Raw genomic sequence first — 19,067 nt, forward strand, 5'->3', positions numbered from 1 at the left:
GACGTGTTTGTTTTTTTTATGGAGCCGTTGGCGGACTCTTTCGTTCAACGAATACAGCATGAAGCGTGGTGCATTCGGCTACCAAGTGTAGAGCATGAGTCGTGCCAAGCTCTGATGTCGATCATAACGCCGCGAAAATGCTGAGTATTAATCTTTTTTGACGTGGTGAAGCGTAACTCGTTCAAGGCGGGTTTCCGAACGAATCTTTTTTTGGCGTTCGGTATTCCGAACGAATTGTTGTCGGTTTGCGATGTGACCGATGGAAAGTGGCAACTATGTACTGCGTCTTTATCTAGAGCGAGTGATGTACTGATGTTCTCATCTCGCCAAGGGCCATGACATGACAGTTGCGCAGTTGTTCCCGGATTCGATCGATGGGCTGATAGCACGGCAACTACCCGTGTGGATGACTCGGCACGGCGTGGATCGCTTGCTGTCGCTGCGCCTCGCGCTACGTCGACAGGAGGCGGCGACGAACGCGCTGAAGCAGGTATTGAACGGTATTCCTTCGCTGGATAAGTTTGGTGAGCAATTGCTGGAGCATGCGCTTCGCGCTCGTGGCGTTGCCACCCCCGATGTCCGGCACAGCACAGTCCGCATCGTCGAGCAGCTCAGTTTACCGACGGTAGTCCCCAGCCTTTATCGACCAAACTATGAACGTTCCTCCATCCGCACGCTTTTGGTTGCCGCCCTGCAAAATTTCCATGTCACCGAGACCCGGCCTGCGCTAAGGCGCAAGGGGCAATTGCATGCTGCCTCCGGCCGTGTACTGCCGCTGGGATTCGAGGCTTTCGCAGGGCTGTGTCGTGAAGTAGATATAGGGGGGCGCTACCAGGCGCTTCTCAACCAGCACCTGGTGCCATCCGATCAGCCAGATGACCTTCCTGGACAGGCTGCGCAGCGGCTGCATCGACATTTCGAGGAGAGCCTGCGAGGTCACTTTGAGGTGGCTGTGCGCATTGCCGCACTCAAGGGGGAGCTTGATGAGCAAAGCTATCTGCACCTGTTGCCAGTAACTGCGCCCAAACCGATCGTGCCTGCGTTGCCAGGCGTGATCATGCCGCGCCAACTGTACCTGCTCGGTAAATGCGTGAGAGGTGTGGTGGCACTGGAGTTGCGGCAGGGGCTTGATGAGCCTTTGCTAGGCGTGATTGCCTGGATTCCTGGCGATCCGCTATTACCCGTTGCGCGTTATGACTCATGGCAGGCGCTGTATGACGCGCTGGCCAAACGGCTGCGGGACAAGACCTTTCGCGGATTCTTTTCACGCTTCATAAGCGAGCGGGACCGGGGGGCATTCTTCACCGTGCTCGAGGACCGTCTGCAGGCCACGGCAGCGCAAGGGGGATTACTCGATGGGCGCCACCTGGTCATTGATGCCCCCTTGTTCGAACACCTGCGGGCGCTATGGATCAGCAAAATGCTCGACGACGCCAGGGTACTTGCCGTCCCTACAGGCGACGAGGATCAAGAGGCGCGAGATCGTCGTCTAGCCGGCTACGCATCGTTTGGGCTGGACCTGTTGAACCTGGCGGGCCTTTTCATTCCCGTGGTGGGCGAAGTGATGTTGGCGGTGGCAGCGGTGCAGATTGCCAGTGAAGTCTACGAGGGTTACCAGGATTGGCGCATTGGTGATCGCCAAGGGGCTCTGGACCATCTTTTCGGCGTGGCTGAGAACGTTGTTCTAGGGGCGCTGATGGCCAAAGGGGCAGCGGTAGCCGTGAAGGCACTTGACCGCTCGATGTTCGTAGACGGCCTGGCGCCGATATGCACCTCGACAGGTGACCTGAAGTTGATGGCCGACGATCTGGCCGCCTATCACGAACCGCGCAATGTCGCTGCTGGCGACCAGGAATGGGCATGGCAACACAATGGCTTGGCGCTGCGTATAGTCGATGATCCGCTTACCGGTACCTCGCGCGTGCAACACCCACGCGATGCTGGAGCTTATCGCCCGCAGATCGAGAGCAACGATGCTGGCGGTTGGGTTCATGAGCTGGAACAGCCGCATTACTGGCAGGGTGCGGGCAACCTGGTGCGGCGCTTCAACGAAAGGTGGTGTGAGTTACCTGATACGACAGCTGACTATCTGCTTCAGGTCACCGGCATTGATGAGGCATGTATCAGGTTGCTTCACCTGCAGGGTGCGGCAGCACCGGCCAGGATTGTGGATGCGTTGGAGCTGCATCAGGTGAACGAGCATTTTCCAACTCTCTCTGGCCCTGCGCTGGCACAGCGACTCAGGGAGCGCCAGATGTCGCCGAGCCCTGAAGAGTCCGTGCTGTTGAGGCAGTTCCCCACCTTGACCGCGCGTACGGCGCGTGAACTGTTCACGACCGCCACGGGTGCCGAGATCGAGCGTCTCGCAGCCGGTCGCGTGCCTTTGGCACTGGCTGAGCGTGCGCGTTGGCTCGCACGACAGCACCGTATAGATCGCGCCTGTGCCGGTTTGCGCCTGCCCAGGTTGGCTAACGCCGATACCGAGCGGCTGGCATTGGGGCTGCTCGATGGGCTGGCGCCGTGGGGGAGCGGAGTACGGATAGAGCTGCGACAGGGTTCTGTGAATGGTCCGCTGCTGGCTGCCCATGGGGCGTTGGAAAGCGACGCTATCCGGGTGATCACCAGGCATGGCGACGGCTACAGATGGCCTTCGGGGCCGGTTGAGTCGACAGACCTGATGCATGCGCTGTATGGCTCTCTGGAAGAAGAGCAAGCGGCATTGCCCGATGGCAGCAGTTCAAGCGCGACGGCCTTGGGCGAAAGGCTGGCGGCCAATGCCGCAGCCGATAGGGAACAGGCGGCTCGATTGATGGGCATGGTATCGCAGAGTGCTTTCCACCCGCCGACCGGCTTTGCAGACGGGCGTCTGGGGTATGCCTTGAGCGGGCGGGCGGGGGGGAGCCGACAAGCCATCAGACGCGGTATTCATCGAATTTTCCCGACGCTCAGCGACGATGAAATTCACATCTACCTGATGAATCTGATGAACCGGCGCATAGGTTTCTGGGAGCATTACGCCCAGTTGCAGGAGCAATTGGCCAGTCTGAAAAGCCATTTGCGGTTGTGGCGCCGCGAGGCCGTCAACGCGCTGGACGCGCGCAGGCGGCGAAATGTAGCGAATGCGCTGCGGCGTAGCTGGCGGCGCAAACTCACCAACCTGGCTGACGAGTACGTACTGGAAATCGAAGGTGAGCGCGTCGGTAGCCTGCCCGTATTGCCCGAGGGAGTGGATTACCACCACATCCGGCGATTGACGCTCCGCGACATGGCGCTTGCTCAGCTGGATGAGGGCTTTTTGCGGCGCTTCCCCAACCTGGTCGAGTTGAACTTGTCTGGCAACCGTTTGACTGAAATTCCAGCCGGCATCGAGACATTGGAGCATCTGCGGCAGTTGCATCTGCAAGGCAACCGGATCGAGCTCAATCAGGCAGGCCAGCGTCGGCTTGCCACGCTTCATTCATTACAGGTGCTGGACCTCAGCCACAATCCACTGCGCCGGGCCCCGGTATTGACTCATCTACGCAGCCTGCGCACCGTGAGTTTGCGGGCTGTGGGGCTGGAGGCGCTGCCTGATCGCGTTTCCTGGCGGGCCGCCGTCGACCTTCGCGACAACCGCATCCGTCAACTGCGCCAGGACCTCTTGGAGTTGCGCCAGCAGGTCGAGCAGCTCGCCCTGCATGACAATCCCCTGGATGAAAGAAGCGAGGAGCTGCTGGACGAAGCCAGCGGCGGTGCGGTGGGCGCGGCAAGAGGTGCTGCAGGATTTCGTCATCAGCCAGTTGATGAGCAATTGCGTGAAACCTGGCTGGGTTCGGCCAGTGGGCGTGAGCGTGAACGTTGGCGGGCAGTGTGGCAGGCGCTGAGCGAGGAACCTGGATCAGCGGGGTTGTTTCGATTCCTGGCCGATTTTTCCGACTCGGTGGACTTCGGTGAGCATGCAGGCCATTACCGAACCCGAGTGTGGCGTATCCTGGACTACTGTGAACAGCATGAGGCGGTACGCCAGCGGTTGTTTCTGGAGGCGTCCGGCCAGCGCACCTGCGAAGACGGCCTGTTGTTGATTCTCAGCCAGTTGGAGCTCGGCGTACTGGTCGAGCGAGCAATCAGTGGTGTGCCTGCTGTTGATGTCGAGGCTCGGCTGATGCGCCTTGGGCGATCATTGTTCCGCCTGGATGAGGTGGACCGGATCGCGGCCCGGCACGTTCAGCGAATGCGTGAGGCCAGCCTGCCGGCAGATGAGATAGAGGTAAGGTTTTTCTATCGTTACAAGCTGCTAAACCCACTCGGCTTGCCGCTGGAGTCGGACTCGATGCATTACCAAAGTCATGCCCGGGTGACTACCAGTGACGTGCTTCGCGCGCGAGACCAGGTACTGGGCGCTGAAACGGCGGATGCGTTGATCGAGTCGACTGCACAGCGCCCGTTCTGGGCCGCGCATGTGCGCGAGCGCTACGCTTCTCGATTCGCTGCATTGGCTGAACCCCTCCGGCTGCGCATGGAGGCGCTTGAGGCAGATGTCGAGCAAAGCCGGATTGATGATTGGACCTTCACGCTACGCAGCAATGCACTGATGTACGAGTTCGAGATTGCCGAGCGCCGTTTGCTCAGGACGCTGGCCCATGAGGTCTACCAGCGTCTGTATTCCTGATTACCTGCGCAATCGGTCCTATGCGCCCATTGCGGGGCGCATGGGATGCTTTCAAGCGGCGCAAGCCTGTTCGGAGCGAGCCCGCAGGTAGGTGGCAAGTGCCTGTTGCTCCGTGATGCTTGTGAACAAGCCCAGCTTGGTGCGGCGCCAGAGAATATCTTCGGCGTCCAGCGCCCATTCCTGCTGGCAAAGATAATCCACTTCACGGCTGAACAGTCCGCCACCGATGGATTGACCCAGGTCCTCTGGTCCGTTCATGCCGTCAAGCAAGTGCCAGGCTCGGCTGCCGTAGGTTACTGCCCAGCGCTTGGTGATATCTGGTGCCAACCAGCTGTAACGGGCTTGGATGTCTTCGGCGAGTGCCTGAGCAGTGCTCATGTCTTCACCGCCCGGCAATGGCGCATCGGCAGTCCAGCTGCCGCGCATCTGGGTGAAGAACGGCTTGAGTTCGGCCATGGCCGATTCGGCCAGCTTGCGGTAGGTGGTCAGCTTGCCGCCGAACACCGACAGCAGCGGCGCCTGCCCTTCACTTGCGGACAACGCCAGTGTGTAGTCGCGGGTCACCGCCGACGGGTTGTCCGATTCGTCGTTGCACAGCGGACGCACGCCGGAGTAAGTGTGCAGGATGTCGCTGCGGCTCAGTTGGTGGTTGAAGTGGGCGTTCACCACATTCAGCAGGTAATCGGTTTCCTGCTCGGTGATCACCACCTTGGCCGGGTCGCCGCTGTATTCGCGGTCGGTGGTGCCGATCAGGGTGAAACGGTCCAGGTACGGGATGCAGAACACGATGCGCTGGTCTTCGTTCTGCAGGATGTAGGCATGTTCGCCTTCGTACAGACGCGGCACGATAAGGTGGCTGCCCTGGATCAGGCGGATACCGTAGGGCGCGTCGAGCTTCAGGTCGTCCTTGATGAAGCTGGCCACCCAGGGGCCGGCAGCATTGACCAAGGCGCGGGCATGGATGGTCTGCAGGCTGCCATCGGCGTGCTGCAGTTCCACCTGCCACAGGCCATCGATGCGTTCGGCGCGCAGGCAGCGGGTGCGGGTATGGATGTGCGCGCCGTGTTCACGGGCGGCCATGGCATTGAGCACCACCAGGCGGGCGTCATCCACCGCGCAGTCGGCATATTCGAAACCGCGGGTGATGGCCGGCTTGAGCGGGTAGCCCGGGCCGAAGCGCAGGCTGCACGAAGCACCCAGGCGCTTGCGCTTGCCGAGGTGATCGTAGAGGAACAGGCCGGCGCGGATCATCCAGGCCGGGCGCAGGTGCGGGCGGTGCGGCAGCACGAAACGCATGGGCTTGACGATGTGCGGCGCCTTGGCCAGCAGCACTTCGCGCTCGGCCAGGGCTTCGCGTACCAGGCGGAATTCATAGTGCTCCAGGTAGCGCAGGCCACCATGGATCAGCTTGCTGCTGGCCGAGGAGGTATGCTGTGCCAGGTCATCCTTTTCACAAAGGAACACCTTGAGGCCGCGCCCGGCGGCATCGGCAGCGATGCCCACGCCATTGATGCCACCGCCGATAACGGCGAGGTCGTAGCAGTCTTGGAGGGGTGGCTGGGACGAAACGGGCTGGGACACGGGCAAGGCCTCCTGGGGCTGTTCACATCGAAAGTGAACATCAATGTTCGTTTCCGAAAATAGTAGCGTAATGAACAGGCGCCTGCCAGTCAGTCTTCATAGAAAAAACTGATCGGATGACAGGGAAATGAACATTTGCGAAAAGGCAGGGTGATCGATTTGCAAGGCAGGAAGATCAAGCGCCGCCAGGACGGTGCTCGACCCAACGGCTTGCAATAGGCGAGGCGCGCGGTCTCAAACCACGTCGAGGCGAATCTTGTACTGGTTGAGCAACTGGGTCAGGGCCGGGGAAGGTGCCTGGTCGGTCACCAGGCAGTCGACCAGGCTGATCGAGCCCAGGCGAACCATGGCATTGCGGCCGAACTTGCTCGAGTCCGCGGCCAACAGCACCTGGCGGGCATTGGCGATGATGGCTTGGGATACCCGTACTTCCTGGTAGTCGAAGTCCAGCAGGCTACCGTCCTCGTCAATGCCGCTGATGCCGACCACGGCGAAATCGACCTTGAACTGGTTGATGAAGTCGACGCTCGCCTGGCCCACCACGCCACCGTCGCGGCGGACCGTGCCGCCGGCCACCAGCACTTCGAAGTCGTCCTTGGCCGCCAGGATTGCCGCCACGTGCAGGTTGTTGGTGATGACTTTCAGGTGATTGTGGTTGAGCAGGGCGCGGGCGATGGATTCGGTGGTGGTGCCGATGTTGATGAACAGCGAGGCATGGTCGGGAATCTGCCGGGCCACGGCGTCGGCGATGCGTTGCTTCTCGTCGCGCATCTGGTCTGCGCGCATGGCGTAAGCGGTGTTTTCGATGCTCGAGTCGTAGGCGGCACCACCGTGGTAGCGGCGCAACAGGTTGGCTTCGGCGAGCTGGTTGATATCGCGGCGGATGGTCTGCGGGGTGACGACGAACAGCTGCGCCATTTCCTCGATGCTGACATAGCCGCGTTCGCGGACAAGCTCGAGGATTTGTTGTTGGCGTGGAGGCAGATTCATGGGCGGTCCTTTGGGGCAGCCGGACAAATTCTGCAATGATGCCGTAGGTCGTGGTGTAGGACCAGTCTGGTTGATGCGCAAAGGATCGTCGCGGGGCGTGGCAAGGGGGCTCGCCCCGCGATGCTTTCGCTATCAGGCGTCGTGATCTTCCCAGTCGCGGGTGCGATCAACAGCCTTGCGCCAGCCCTTGTACAGCTTCTCCTTGGCCGCTTCGTCCAGCTGCGGACTGAACTCGCGCTCGATGATCGCCTTGTCGCGCAGCTCGTCCAGGCCGCTCCAGAAACCGCAGGCCAGGCCCGCCAGGTAGGCGGCGCCCAGCGCTGTGGTTTCGCGCATTTTCGGGCGTTCGACGCAGGTGCCGAGAATGTCGGCCTGGAACTGCATGAGGAAGTTGTTGGCCACCGCGCCACCGTCCACGCGCAGTTCGGACAGGCGCTGGCCGCAGTCCTGCTGCATGGCGTCGAGTACGTCACGGGTCTGGTAGGCGATCGACTCGAGGGCGGCACGGATGATGTGGTCGACCTTGACGCCACGGGTCAGGCCGAACAGCGCGCCGCGGGCGTACGGGTCCCAGTAGGGCGCACCCAGACCGGTGAAGGCCGGCACCAGGTAGACGCCGTTGCTGTCCTTGACCTTGCTGGCAAAGTACTCGGTGTCGTAGGCATCGTTGACGATCTTCAGTTCGTCACGCAGCCACTGCACGGTGGAACCACCGTTGAAGACCGCGCCCTCAAGGGCGTAGGCCACTTCGCCACGCGGGCCGCAGGCGATGGTGGTGAGCAGGCCGTGGGACGATTGCACCGCCTTGTCACCGGTGTTCATCAGCAGGAAGCAGCCGGTGCCGTAGGTGTTCTTGGCCTGGCCGGGCTCCACGCACATCTGGCCGAACAGCGCCGATTGCTGGTCACCGGCGATACCGGCGATGGCAATGCCGCTCTTGGTATGGCCATAGACTTCGGACGACGGGCGAACCTCGGGCAGCATCTGGCTTGGGATGCCGAGGATATCGAGGAGCTTTTCGTCCCATTGCAGGCTGTGGATGTTGAACATCAGCGTGCGCGAGGCGTTGGTGTAGTCGGTGACATGCACCTTGCCACCGGAGAACTTCCAGATCAGCCAGGTATCGATGGTGCCGAACAGCAGCTCGCCACGCTCGGCGCGCTCGCGCACGCCCTCGACGTTATCGAGGATCCACTTGAGCTTGGTGCCGGAGAAGTACGGGTCGGTGACCAGGCCGGTTGCCTCGCGGATGTACTGCTCATGGCCGTCGCGCTTGAGCTGGGCGCAGATCTCGGTGCTGCGCCGGCATTGCCAGACGATGGCGTTGTACACCGGGCGCCCGGTTTCCTTGTCCCAGACAACGGTGGTCTCGCGCTGGTTGGTGATGCCGATGGCGGCGACCTGGGCGTGGCTGATGCCGGCCTGGGCCAGGGCCTCGACCATGGTCGCGCTCTGGGTGGCGAAGATTTCCATCGGGTCGTGCTCGACCCAGCCCGCCTGTGGGTAGTGCTGGGCGAATTCACGCTGCGAGGTGCCCACCACGTTGGCGTCGCGATCGAAGATGATGGCGCGCGAACTGGTGGTGCCCTGGTCCAGGGCGATGATGTAGTTCTTGTCCAGGGTATCGGTCATGTCGGTGGCCTTGCACGAATAGGGGGTAGTTCAGGGCGTGGCGGGCGCCGGGTGTCAGCCCGGGCTCGGCGTTGGCATCAGGAAACCTGGGTGTCGCCCTGAGGATTATCGTCTGTCTGTTGGGGCGCGGCTTGTGTCGTCGGCAAATTGCGGGCGATCAGCCCGCGGTACAGGGCCGCGCCCAGGCTGGCACCGAGGATCGGCGCGAACACCGGCACCAGGAAATACGGAATATCGCGCCCGCCGGTGAAGGCAATTTCGCCCCAGCCGGCCAGGAAGGTCATCAGTTTAGGCCCGAAATCGCGCGCCGGGTTCATCGCAAAGCCGGTCAGCGGGCCCATCGCGCTGCCGATCACGGCGATCAGCAGGCCGATCAGCAGGGGCGCGGTGGCGCCACGGGGCAGGCCGTTGTTGTCGTCGGTCAGGGCCATGATCACGGCCATCAGAATGGCGGTGATGATCACTTCGACCAGGAACGCCTGGCCGGTGGACAGCGCCGGGTGCGGATAGGTGGAGAACACCGAGGCCAGTTCGAGGCTGGCCTGGCTGCCGCGCAGCATGGCGTGGCTTTGTTCGAAATCGAAGAACAGGTTGCTGTACAGGAAGTACACCAACGCGGCGCCGCAGAATGCGCCGCACACCTGAGCGAGCATGTAGAACGGCAGCTTGCGCTTGTCGAAGCCGGCGAAAACGGCCAGCGCGATGCTGACCGCCGGGTTCAGATGCGCGCCGGACACACCGGCGGTGAGGTAGATCGCCATGCTCACGCCGACCCCCCAGATGATGCTTATTTCCCACAGGCCGAAGCTGGCACCGGCGACCTTGAGCGCGGCGACACAGCCGGTACCGAAGAATATGAGCAGGGCAGTGCCGAGGAATTCGGCCAGGCACTGGGCGGATAGCGTGGGTTGTCGTAGAGCAGTCGTCATGTATGACCTCGGTTCTTGTTGTTGTGAGGCGCTGGGCGCTCGACAGCAAAAAGCCCGGAGTCGATCCCCATTGACGCCGGGCGGGTACAGGAAGCGCACCTTATAGGTGCACCATTTATTCATAAACGAAAAAATATAGACAAGAAACGCTGATGTCAAAGGTCGAAAATGAACGCTCAGCCACATTCTGACTGGCGTGCCCCGCGGTGAATCCACGGCCACTGCTCTAGCCTGGGTGCTGCGCTGGCTGCCCCGGCGGATTTACCCTAAAGTACCGGGCGACTTGTGATCGCCTGGAGCCATTGATGACCCCCGCCCTGGACCTGCTGAAAAAGGCGCGTGCCGAGCACCGCGTGCACAGCTACGAACATGATCCGAAATCTGCATCGTACGGCCTGGAGGCGGCGGAAAAGCTCGGCCTTGACCCATTGCGCGTGTTCAAGACGCTGCTCGCCAGCAGCGAAAAAGGTGAGTTGCTGGTGGCGGTGGTGCCGGTGGGCGGGACGCTCGATCTGAAGGCGCTGGCCCATGCGGCCGGCGTGAAGAAATGCGAAATGGCCGACCCGCAGGCTGCCCAGCGCGCCACGGGCTACCTGGTTGGCGGGATCAGCCCGCTGGGACAAAAGAAGCGCCTGCGCACTTTCATCGACCAATCGGCGCAACAACATGAAACGATTCATGTGAGCGCTGGCCGCCGCGGACTGGAAGTGGAACTCGCCGCAGCAGTGCTCGCTGCCCATACCCAGGCACAATTCGCCGAGATCGGCCGCGGCTGATCATCTGTACTGATTCAAATTCCACGACTCTGTCACTGTTCGGTCCAGGCGCCTTGCTCCATGCTCGTGGCCTTTTCCGCCCTACACAGGAGTCGTGGCATGCAGCTGCATTTTCACCAGGTCGATGCGTTCAGTGACCGGCCCTTCGCCGGCAATCCGGCCATGGTCTACCACCTGGAGCAGTGGCTCGACGATGTGCTGATGCAGCAGATCGCCGCCGAGCACAACCTCGCCGAAACTGCGTTCGTGGTCGCTGAAGGAGAGGGCTACCGGATTCGCTGGTTCACCCCCGCAACTGAAGTGCCGCTGTGCGGTCATGCCACCCTCGCCAGTGCCCATGTGCTGTTCGAGGTCTATGGTGAGCAGAAGCCTCGTCTGGACTTTCAAAGCCTGTCCGGTCCATTGAGCGTGACGCGTGAAGGGGGCCGCCTGTGGCTCGATTTCCCGCGCATCGATGCGCAGCCTTTGGCTGAGCCGGTGGCCGTGGCCGAGGCGCTGGGGTGCGAGGTACAGGAGGTATACCAGACCAAGGAGCTGCTGGTTGTACTGGCTTCTGAGCAAACCGTGCGTGCCTGCGCGCCAGACATGGTGGCGTTGGCGAGACTGCCGGGTTTGGGCGTGATCGTAACGGCGCCGGGTGAAGAGCACGACTTCGTGTCGCGCTATTTTGCACCGAGTATCGGGATCCCGGAGGATCCAGTCACGGGTTCCATTCACTGCTCGCTTATTCCTTACTGGGCGGCACGCCTTGGCAAGTCACAGTTGCACGCTTACCAGCGGTCCGTACGCGGTGGCGAGCTGTTCTGTCGGCTGGAGGGGGAGCGGGTGAAGATCGGTGGACAGGCCCGTTTGGTGGCCTCTGGTACTTTGATGGTCTGATTCAAAGTAATCGGGCGAGCCCGCCCCACGCCTGTTTACAGGACGTGGAAACGGGTTTGCCACGCGCTGCTGTCGAACCTCAGAGCGCCGAGCTGATTCGACGCACGCCATTCTCCTGGCGCGGTAGCTGCGCGGCAACGCTACCAGGTACCGGGAACAGCACGAGATGATCGGCGGCGACGGCGATGCCGACGTCCTGGCCGAGCAAGTGGTCGTTGTGGCTGGGGAAGATCGCTTCGAGCTGACTGCCGGTGGGAAGCTGCAGGCGATACAAGGTCGAAGCGCCGAGGAAGCTTTTGCCGATGACCTGTGCCCGTAGCGTGCTGTCGGGGGCATGGATGATGTCGTCGGGGCGCAACAGCACATCCACCGAGCTTCCGGGTGCCATGGTATAGGCCCGGTTGCCGCGCAGTTCGCCGAGTTCGGTGGTCACTGCTTCGTGGCTGCTCATCTGGCCGCGAATGAAGTAGCCCTGGCCGATGAAGCTGGCGACGAACGGGGTCTGCGGCTCGTGGTAGAGGTTGTAGGGCGTGTCCCACTGCTCCAGGCGGCCCTCCTTGAATACCCCCACATGATCGCTGACGGCAAAGGCTTCTTCCTGGTCGTGGGTGACCAGGATGGCGCTGGTGCCGCGGCTCTTGAGGATGTCGCGGACCTCATGGCTCAAGCGTCGGCGCAGCTCCACGTCGAGGTTGGAGAACGGCTCGTCAAGCAACAGCAGCTGTGGCTCCGGTGCAAGCGCCCGGGCCAGGGCCACGCGTTGCTGCTGGCCGCCCGACAACTCGTGTGGGTAACGCCCGCCGAGGCCGGCCAGCTTGACCAGCTCGAGCATCTCCTCGACCACCGCCGCCTGGCGTGGGTGCTTGCCGATGCCGAAGGCGATGTTCTGCGCGACGGTCAGGTGGGGGAACAGCGCGTAGTCCTGGAACACCATGCCGATGCGGCGTTTCTCCGGTGCCAGGGTGAACCCGGCGCGGGAGATGACCTCGCCGCCCAGCTGGATCTCGCCTTCGTGCACCGGCTCGAACCCGGCGATGGCGCGCAGCGTGGTGGTCTTGCCGCAACCCGAGGACCCCAGCAGGCAACCGATGTCGCCTGCGTTGAGATGCAGGTTGAGGTTCTGGACGATGCGCTGGTCGCCATAGCCACAGGCCAGGTTGCGCAGGTTGAGCAGTAGCTGTTGACTCATGCGTGGTGGTAAGCCGGTTCTACAAGGAATTCCAGAAGGGCCTTCTGCGCATGCAGGCGGTTCTCAGCTTCGTCCCAGGCGACCGAACGGGGGTCGTCGAGCAGGTCCTGGCTGATTTCCTCGCCACGGTGGGCGGGCAGGCAATGCATGAACAGGGCGTCGGGTGCCGCCAGGTCGAGCAGTTCGCGGGTGACCTGGTAAGGCGCGAAATGCGCCAGGCGCCGTGCAGTTTCCTCTTCCTGGCCCATGGAAGTCCAGACATCCGTGGTTACCAGGTGGGCGCCGCGCACGGCTTCCTTCGGATCACGGATGATCTGCACGCGGTCGCCACCCAGTTGCAGGAAGCGCGGATCGGGCTCGTAGCCTTCTGGGCAAGTGATGCGCAGTTGGAAATCGAACTGCACGGCAGCTTCGATATAGGAGTTGCACATGTTGAAGCCGTCGCCGACCCAGGCCACGGTCTTGCCCTGGATCGCGCCACGGTGCTCGAAGAAGGTCTGCATGTCGGCCAGCAGCTGGCAGGGGTGCGATTCGTCGGACAGGCCGTTGATGACCGGCACCTTCGAGTTGGCGGCGAATTCGGTGAGGGTGCTGTGGGCGTGGGTACGGATCATCACCGCGTCGACCATGCTCGACAGCACGATGGCGCTGTCGGCGATCGGCTCGCCGCGGCCCAGCTGGGTGTCGCGCGGCGACAGGAAGATCGCCTGGCCGCCAAGCTGGATCATGCCCGCTTCGAAGGAGACTCGGGTACGGGTCGAGGATTTCTCGAAGATCATCCCCAGCACACGGTTCTTCAACGGCTCGAACAGCACGCCTCGTTTACGCAGGTCCTTCAGCTCGATGCCGCGACGGATCACGCCGAGCAATTCGTCAGCGGTGAAATCCAGCAGGGAGAGAAAGTGCCTAGCGCTCATGATTGACTACCTTATCTGCAACGTTTTGCAGGTCGACCGTATGGGTTTTGTTGACAACGGGAGTGACCTGCGGCGTAAGCCGCACGGGGCGGACGGAATAGGGAAAGGCGCAATACTATAATTAAATGTCGCCTGAAACCAAGAGGGGAAACAGCGCCTCTGTGTCAAAGGGTGTCGTAAGCCTTTGGCGAGCAGCTGTTTTTTATTTACTACAGAGGTTGTACACGGCTTACCTCGATTTTGGCAAACCCGTCGTCGCGAATCGTCGGCCTGATGTCGCCCGATTCACGCCGCGAAGCGCGCTGGCATGCCCGGTGGGTGCGGCGCATAGTCGAACCTCCAGAACAACAAGGCAGAGGCGGCCATGACCAAGACCCTGCATCACCGAGCCTGTCACCTGTGCGAAGCCATTTGCGGCCTGAACATCGAAGTTACCCATGAGGCAGAGGGGCCTCTGCGGATCAGCTCGATCAAGGGCGATCCGCAGGATCCGTTCAGCCGCGGCCATATCTGCCCCAAGGCGGTCGCCCTGCAGGATATCCAGGAAGACCCTGACCGCTTGCGCCAGCCTCATCGGCGCATCGGTGACCAGTGGCAGGCGATCGGCTGGGACGAGGCCTTCGCCTTCGCCGCAGAGCGGCTGTGGGCGGTGCAGCAGGCCCATGGGCGCAATGCTGTGGCGGTCTACCAGGGCAACCCCAGCGTGCACAACTATGGCTTGATGACCCACAGCAACTACTTCCTCGGCCTGCTCAAGACCCGCAACCGCTTCTCGGCCACCTCGGTGGACCAGCTGCCGCAGCACCTGACCAGCCACCTGATGTACGGCCATGGCCTGTTGCTGCCCATCCCGGACATCGACCACACGCAGTTCATGCTGATTCTTGGCGGCAATCCCCTGGCGTCCAATGGCAGCATCATGACCGTCCCCGACGTGGAAAAACGCCTGAAGGCACTCAAGGCCAGGGGCGGGCAGCTGGTGGTGGTGGATCCGCGGCGCAGCGAGACGGCGCTACTGGCCGATCGACACCTGTTCATCCGTCCCGGTGGCGACGCAGCGCTGCTGTGTGGCCTGTTGCATACCCTGTTCGCCGAGGGCCTGGCACGTGGCTCGCACCTGCCGATCAATGGCCTGGAGCAGGTGCGCGAGGCGATCCTGCCGTTCGATGCCGTCAGCATGAGCGCGTTGTGCGGCATCCCGGCCGAGGACATCCGCCAATTGGCGCGGGACTTTGCCGCTGCCGACAAGGCAGTGTGCTATGGCCGGATGGGAGTATCGACCCAGGCCTTCGGCTCGTTGTGCCACTGGCTGGTGCAATTGATCAACCTGGTCACCGGCAACCTTGATCGGATAGGCGGTGCATTGTGCACCGAGCCGGCGGTCGATCTGGTCGCCAGCACCTCGGGTGGCCACTTCGACCAGTGGCGCAGCCGCGTCTCGGGGTTGCCCGAATATGCTGGCGAGCTACCGGTCTCGGCCTTGGCCGAGGAGATCCTCGAGCCCGGTGACGGGCAGGTACGGGCGTTGGTGACCGTGGCCGGCAACCCGGTGCTGTCCACGCCCAACGGGCGGCGCCTGGACGAGGCCTTGGCCGGCCTGGAGTTCATGCTCAGCATCGACCTCTACATCAACGAGACCACGCGTCATGCCGACCTGATCCTGCCTTCCACCTCGGCGCTGGAGAATGACCACTACGATTCCACCTTCAACCTGCTGGCGGTACGCAATGTCACCCGCTTCAACCGGGCGATCCTGCCCAAACCGGAGGGGGCGCTGCATGACTGGGAGATTTTCGTAGGCCTGGCCGAGGCCTTTGCCCAGCGTGCGCAGGTCGAGCTCAAGGCGACCCTGCCACCGGCACGGATGATCGACTTTGCCTTGCGCAAGGGCCCTTATGGTGACGAGTCGTCCTGGAAGCTTTCCCTGCAGATGCTCGATGAATACCCCCACGGCCTGGATCTAGGGCCGCTGGGTGCCAACCTCGCGGTACGCTTGCGCACGGCTGGCGGCAAAGTCGAAGCCGCACCGGCGGTACTGCTCGGTGACCTGCAGCGCCTGGCCCGGCAGGCAGCGCCGACGGCAGGCCAGTTGTTGCTGATCGGCCGTCGCCATGTGCGCAGCAACAATTCCTGGATGCATAACTATCATCGGCTGGTCAAAGGCAAGCCGCGGCATCATCTGCTGATGCATCCGGATGATCTGCGCCACCGCCAGTTGCAAGACGGGCAGATGGTGCGGATCCGCTCACGCACGGGCGTGATCGAAGTGCCTGTCCAAGCCAGCGAGGAGATGATGCCAGGGGTGGTCAGCCTGCCCCACGGCTACGGTCACGGGCGCCAGGGCGCACGTTTGCAGGTGGCCGGTGCACAGCCAGGCGTGAGTGCCAATGACCTGACCGACGAGCACTTGCGTGATGGTGTATCCGGCAACGCCGCCCTCAATGGCGTACCTGTGCAAGTGGAGGCCGCCTGAGCATCGGCAAGGCCGAGCACGCCGCTCGGCTTTCCGATACAATGCGTCACCGTGCCGACGACCCAGTCGGAAAGTTCAGCCGAGGTGCTTCATGGATATCATCGATACAATCAAAGAGCAGATCGCCAACAACACCATTCTGCTTTACATGAAAGGTTCGCCGAATGCCCCGCAGTGCGGTTTCTCGGCCAAGGCTTCGCAAGCCGTGATGGGGTGTGGCGAGAAGTTCGCTTATGTCGACATCCTGCAGAACCCGGAAATCCGCGCCAACCTGCCCAAGTACGCCAACTGGCCTACCTTCCCGCAACTGTGGGTGGCGGGTGAACTGGTCGGCGGCAGCGACATCATGATCGAGATGTTCGAAAATGGTGAACTGCAGACCCTGATCAAGGATGCGGCCGCCAAGGCCAAGGCTTCCGAAGCCTGATTCCGGCGTTCCTCGCCAGGATGCAAAAGCCCCGCAATCGCGGGGCTTTTTGTTGACGTCGATGGAGCAGTAAGACGCCCACAAAAAAGCCCTGCATTGGCAGGGCTCCATGTCCGGGCGTTGCAGTTACTCTTCGCCCATCTGCGACTGCAGGTAGTTCTCGATAGTGATCTTGTCGATCAGGCCCAATTGAGTCTCCAGCCAGTCGATGTGCTCTTCCTGGTCCTCGAGGATGTCCTCGAGCACGTCGCGCGAACCGAAGTCGCCAGCGGTTTCGCAATGGGCGATGGCGGCTTTCAGGTCGGCGTGGGCCTTTTTCTCAAGCTTCAGATCGCAGTCGAGCATCTCCTTGGTGTGCTCGCCGATCATGAGCTTGCCCAGGTCCTGGACGTTGGGGATGCCTTCGAGGAAGAGGATGCGCTTGATCAGCTTGTCAGCATCCTTCATCGCCTGGATGGACTCTTTGTACTCGAGTTTGCCGATCTTGTTCAGACCCCAATCTTCGTACATGCGTGCATGCAGGAAGTACTGGTTGATTGCGACCAGCTCGTTTCCGAGGACCTTGTTGAGATGCTGGATGACGCTTACGTCGCCTTTCATGATGGGGTCTGCCCTGTAGAAGTTGAGCCAATGCAAACAAGTTTGAGCCCCGCAACTATCTATGTCAAACCTAAGTTATTGAATAATAAGTAAAAATTAATCGGAATAAGAATGTTTGTGAACCGCGTTCGGGCGCTAACTTATTGAATTGCAGGCATAAAAAAACCGGACACTGGGTCCGGTTCTTCGAATTTGGGGAAATTACGCCGCGTTGAATTCAACGGGGTAGGGCAGGGCGGCCTGCTGGCTCAGTTGCAGCTCGGTGAGGGTTTCGCGTACCACCTGCTTGGCGAGGCAGGCGCATTTGCCGCACTGGCTGGCCACATTGGTGGCGGCTCGCACTTCCTTGTAGCTGCAGCATCCTTCGTAGATCGCATCGCGGATCTGTCCGTCGGTGACACCGACACAAAGACACACATACATAAAGGCTGACCATCGCGGGTTGAGTCGATGCGTTGGAGAGTAATGGTAATGAGAATGCTTGTCAAAACACTTTGTGTAAGGTGCGTTCCAGAGCGACCGGCGGTTGAGATTCGGCCTGTCACGCAAAGCTGTGTATGATGGTCGGCCTTTGCTGGATCCGGGGGACGCGTTCCGCCCGGGCAAGGTTTTTCACCCCTCATCAGGAGAGATCGAATGAGCGTACTCGTTGGCAAACAAGCCCCGGACTTCACCGTTCCAGCCGTGCTGGGCAACGGCGAGATCGTCGACAGCTTCAACCTGGCCTCGGCCATCAAGGGCAAGTACGGCCTGGTGTTCTTCTACCCGCTGGACTTCACCTTCGTCTGCCCGTCCGAGCTGATCGCCCTGGACAACCGCATCCCTGACTTCCAGGCGCGCAACGTTGAAGTGATCGGCGTGTCGATCGACTCGCACTTCACCCACAACGCCTGGCGCAACACCCCGGTCAACAATGGCGGCATCGGCCAGGTCAAGTACACCCTGGCAGCCGACATGACCCACGAAATCTGCAAGGCCTACGACGTCGAGTCCGAAGGCGGCGTGGCCTTCCGTGGCGCCTTCCTGATCGACACCAACGGTGTTGTCCGCTCGCAGATCGTCAACGACCTGCCGCTGGGCCGCAACATGGACGAGCTGCTGCGCCTGGTCGACGCCCTGCAATTCCACGAAGAGCACGGCGAAGTCTGCCCGGCCAACTGGAAGAAAGGCGACAAGGGCATGAACGCTTCGCCGGAAGGTGTCGCGGCTTACCTGAGCGAGAACGCTGGCAAGCTGTAATTTGCCAAGCGCATAAAAAAACCGGCCCTGGTGGCCGGTTTTTTTATGCATGCGGTATCGGTTCGACTGCGGGGCAAGCCCGCTCCCCCATTAGCGTGGGAGCGGGCTTGCCCCGCGAATGCGCACTCATCTCAATCGTCGAAATCGCGCCAGCCGCCCATCTCTTTCCAGCGATTGACGATGCCGCAGAATAGCTCGGCAGTCTTCTCGGTGTCGTAACGCGCCGAATGCGCCTCACGGCCGTCGAAGTCGATGTCCGCGCTCTGGCAGGCTCGGGCCAGCACGGTCTGGCCGTAGGCGAGGCCAGCGAGGGTGGCGGTGTCGAAGCTGGAGAACGGGTGGAACGGGTTGCGCTTGATATCGTTGCGCGCCACGGCAGCGTTGAGGAAACCCAGGTCGAAGCTGCTGTTATGCCCCACCAGGATCGCCCGCTTGCAGCCATTGGCCTTCAGCGCCTTGCGCACGCCGCGGAAAATATCGGTCAGCGCGCTTTCCTCGCTCACCGCCATGCGCAGCGGGTGATCGAGCTTGATGCCGGTGAACTCCAGCGCGGCGGCTTCGATATTGGCCCCTTCGAACGGTTCGACCCGATGGAAGTAGGTGTGCTCGGGGAACAGGAAGCCCTTTTCATCCATGCCGATGGTGACGGCGGCAATCTCCAGCAGCGCGTCGGTGGCGCTGTTGAAACCACCGGTCTCGACATCCACCACCACAGGCAGGTAGCCGCGGAAACGCTCGGCCATCGGATGGCGCGAGCCGCTGCTGACCTGGCTGTCCTGATCGTCTT

15 protein-coding genes are annotated in these 19,067 nt (G+C 61.7%); 6 read left to right on the forward strand and 9 right to left on the reverse strand.

All coding sequences use genetic code 11. The features are described 5' to 3' along the window. Positions 1–340 precede the first annotated feature (340 nt). The gene (locus CCOS191_RS06000) at positions 341–4,648 is read left to right on the forward strand and encodes an NEL-type E3 ubiquitin ligase domain-containing protein (RefSeq protein WP_046854443.1); all 4,308 of its coding nucleotides are present in this window, start codon (positions 341–343) and stop codon (positions 4,646–4,648) included. Positions 4,649–4,699: 51 nt separating this feature from the next. On the opposite strand, the gene glpD is transcribed toward CCOS191_RS06000, so the two are convergent. The 4 genes from glpD to CCOS191_RS06020 all read right to left on the reverse strand — a co-directional run bounded on the left by glpD (position 4,700) and on the right by CCOS191_RS06020 (position 9,780). Continuing rightward, a complete protein-coding gene (glpD, locus tag CCOS191_RS06005; protein ID WP_046854444.1) occupies positions 4,700–6,229 on the reverse strand; it encodes a glycerol-3-phosphate dehydrogenase in 1,530 nt (509 codons plus the stop codon). 234 nt (positions 6,230–6,463) lie between these two features. Beyond that, positions 6,464–7,219, reverse strand: a complete 756-nt coding sequence (gene glpR / locus CCOS191_RS06010) for a DNA-binding transcriptional repressor GlpR (RefSeq protein ID WP_023629017.1) — start codon at positions 7,217–7,219, stop codon at positions 6,464–6,466. A 132-nt stretch (positions 7,220–7,351) separates the two neighbouring features. Then, the gene (gene glpK, locus CCOS191_RS06015) at positions 7,352–8,851 is read right to left on the reverse strand and encodes a glycerol kinase GlpK (RefSeq protein ID WP_046854445.1); all 1,500 of its coding nucleotides are present in this window, start codon (positions 8,849–8,851) and stop codon (positions 7,352–7,354) included. Between the two features lie 77 nt (positions 8,852–8,928). Continuing rightward, positions 8,929–9,780 (reverse strand): MIP/aquaporin family protein, encoded by an 852-nt coding sequence (locus tag CCOS191_RS06020; protein WP_046854446.1) that lies wholly within the window; start codon positions 9,778–9,780, stop codon positions 8,929–8,931. A gap of 305 nt (positions 9,781–10,085) precedes the next feature. On the opposite strand from CCOS191_RS06020, the gene ybaK reads away from it, so the two are divergent. Next, positions 10,086–10,556 carry a Cys-tRNA(Pro) deacylase gene (ybaK, locus tag CCOS191_RS06025; protein ID WP_023629020.1) on the forward strand — a complete coding sequence of 157 codons (471 nt, stop codon included), beginning with the start codon at positions 10,086–10,088 and terminating at the stop codon, positions 10,554–10,556. Between the two features lie 99 nt (positions 10,557–10,655). Then, positions 10,656–11,435: a PhzF family phenazine biosynthesis protein gene (locus CCOS191_RS06030; protein ID WP_046854447.1), complete on the forward strand. Its 780-nt coding sequence runs from the start codon at positions 10,656–10,658 to the stop codon at positions 11,433–11,435. Between the two features lie 79 nt (positions 11,436–11,514). Here the strand turns inward: CCOS191_RS06030 and CCOS191_RS06035 are convergent, their stop codons facing one another. Continuing rightward, positions 11,515–12,624 carry an ABC transporter ATP-binding protein gene (locus CCOS191_RS06035; protein ID WP_046854448.1) on the reverse strand — a complete coding sequence of 370 codons (1,110 nt, stop codon included), beginning with the start codon at positions 12,622–12,624 and terminating at the stop codon, positions 11,515–11,517. Then, positions 12,621–13,541: an ornithine carbamoyltransferase gene (gene argF / locus CCOS191_RS06040; protein ID WP_046854449.1), complete on the reverse strand. Its 921-nt coding sequence runs from the start codon at positions 13,539–13,541 to the stop codon at positions 12,621–12,623. Before argF ends, CCOS191_RS06035 begins: the two co-directional genes overlap by 4 nt. Before the next feature lie 364 nt (positions 13,542–13,905). On the opposite strand from argF, the gene CCOS191_RS06045 reads away from it, so the two are divergent. Next, complete coding sequence (locus tag CCOS191_RS06045) at positions 13,906–16,014, forward strand: molybdopterin oxidoreductase family protein (protein ID WP_046854450.1); 2,109 nt, start codon at positions 13,906–13,908, stop codon at positions 16,012–16,014. A 91-nt stretch (positions 16,015–16,105) separates the two neighbouring features. Continuing rightward, the gene (grxD, locus tag CCOS191_RS06050; protein WP_031314504.1) at positions 16,106–16,441 is read left to right on the forward strand and encodes a Grx4 family monothiol glutaredoxin; all 336 of its coding nucleotides are present in this window, start codon (positions 16,106–16,108) and stop codon (positions 16,439–16,441) included. Between the two features lie 126 nt (positions 16,442–16,567). On the opposite strand, the gene bfr is transcribed toward grxD, so the two are convergent. After that, positions 16,568–17,041: a bacterioferritin gene (bfr, locus tag CCOS191_RS06055; RefSeq protein WP_046854451.1), complete on the reverse strand. Its 474-nt coding sequence runs from the start codon at positions 17,039–17,041 to the stop codon at positions 16,568–16,570. A gap of 201 nt (positions 17,042–17,242) precedes the next feature. Further along, positions 17,243–17,464 (reverse strand): bacterioferritin-associated ferredoxin, encoded by a 222-nt coding sequence (locus CCOS191_RS06060; RefSeq protein WP_046854452.1) that lies wholly within the window; start codon positions 17,462–17,464, stop codon positions 17,243–17,245. A 213-nt stretch (positions 17,465–17,677) separates the two neighbouring features. Between CCOS191_RS06060 and CCOS191_RS06065 the strand changes: the two genes are divergently transcribed. Then, a complete protein-coding gene (locus CCOS191_RS06065; protein ID WP_023629028.1) occupies positions 17,678–18,280 on the forward strand; it encodes a peroxiredoxin in 603 nt (200 codons plus the stop codon). A 131-nt stretch (positions 18,281–18,411) separates the two neighbouring features. Here CCOS191_RS06065 and rnt read toward each other — a convergent pair whose 3' ends face one another. Beyond that, positions 18,412–19,023, reverse strand: a complete 612-nt coding sequence (gene rnt / locus CCOS191_RS06070; protein WP_236661015.1) for a ribonuclease T — start codon at positions 19,021–19,023, stop codon at positions 18,412–18,414. Between the last annotated feature and the right edge of the window lie 44 nt (positions 19,024–19,067).

Origin of the sequence: Pseudomonas sp. CCOS 191 (assembly GCF_001007005.1) — a bacterium.
Classification (GTDB): Bacteria; Pseudomonadota; Gammaproteobacteria; order Pseudomonadales; family Pseudomonadaceae; genus Aquipseudomonas; species Aquipseudomonas soli.

What these genes read in the sequence shown, in the direction of transcription:
- CCOS191_RS06000 (WP_046854443.1), top strand. Translation starts at nt 341, where the DNA reads ATGACAGTTGCGCAGTTGTTCCCGGATTCGATCGATGGGCTGATAGCA.
- glpR (WP_023629017.1), bottom strand. Translation starts at nt 7,219, where the DNA reads ATGAATCTGCCTCCACGCCAACAACAAATCCTCGAGCTTGTCCGCGAA.
- glpK (WP_046854445.1), bottom strand. Translation starts at nt 8,851, where the DNA reads ATGACCGATACCCTGGACAAGAACTACATCATCGCCCTGGACCAGGGC.
- CCOS191_RS06020 (WP_046854446.1), bottom strand. Translation starts at nt 9,780, where the DNA reads ATGACGACTGCTCTACGACAACCCACGCTATCCGCCCAGTGCCTGGCC.
- ybaK (WP_023629020.1), top strand. Translation starts at nt 10,086, where the DNA reads ATGACCCCCGCCCTGGACCTGCTGAAAAAGGCGCGTGCCGAGCACCGC.
- CCOS191_RS06030 (WP_046854447.1), top strand. Translation starts at nt 10,656, where the DNA reads ATGCAGCTGCATTTTCACCAGGTCGATGCGTTCAGTGACCGGCCCTTC.
- CCOS191_RS06035 (WP_046854448.1), bottom strand. Translation starts at nt 12,624, where the DNA reads ATGAGTCAACAGCTACTGCTCAACCTGCGCAACCTGGCCTGTGGCTAT.
- argF (WP_046854449.1), bottom strand. Translation starts at nt 13,541, where the DNA reads ATGAGCGCTAGGCACTTTCTCTCCCTGCTGGATTTCACCGCTGACGAA.
- CCOS191_RS06045 (WP_046854450.1), top strand. Translation starts at nt 13,906, where the DNA reads ATGACCAAGACCCTGCATCACCGAGCCTGTCACCTGTGCGAAGCCATT.
- grxD (WP_031314504.1), top strand. Translation starts at nt 16,106, where the DNA reads ATGGATATCATCGATACAATCAAAGAGCAGATCGCCAACAACACCATT.
- bfr (WP_046854451.1), bottom strand. Translation starts at nt 17,041, where the DNA reads ATGAAAGGCGACGTAAGCGTCATCCAGCATCTCAACAAGGTCCTCGGA.
- CCOS191_RS06060 (WP_046854452.1), bottom strand. Translation starts at nt 17,464, where the DNA reads ATGTATGTGTGTCTTTGTGTCGGTGTCACCGACGGACAGATCCGCGAT.
- CCOS191_RS06065 (WP_023629028.1), top strand. Translation starts at nt 17,678, where the DNA reads ATGAGCGTACTCGTTGGCAAACAAGCCCCGGACTTCACCGTTCCAGCC.
- rnt (WP_236661015.1), bottom strand. Translation starts at nt 19,023, where the DNA reads ATGGCCGAGCGTTTCCGCGGCTACCTGCCTGTGGTGGTGGATGTCGAG.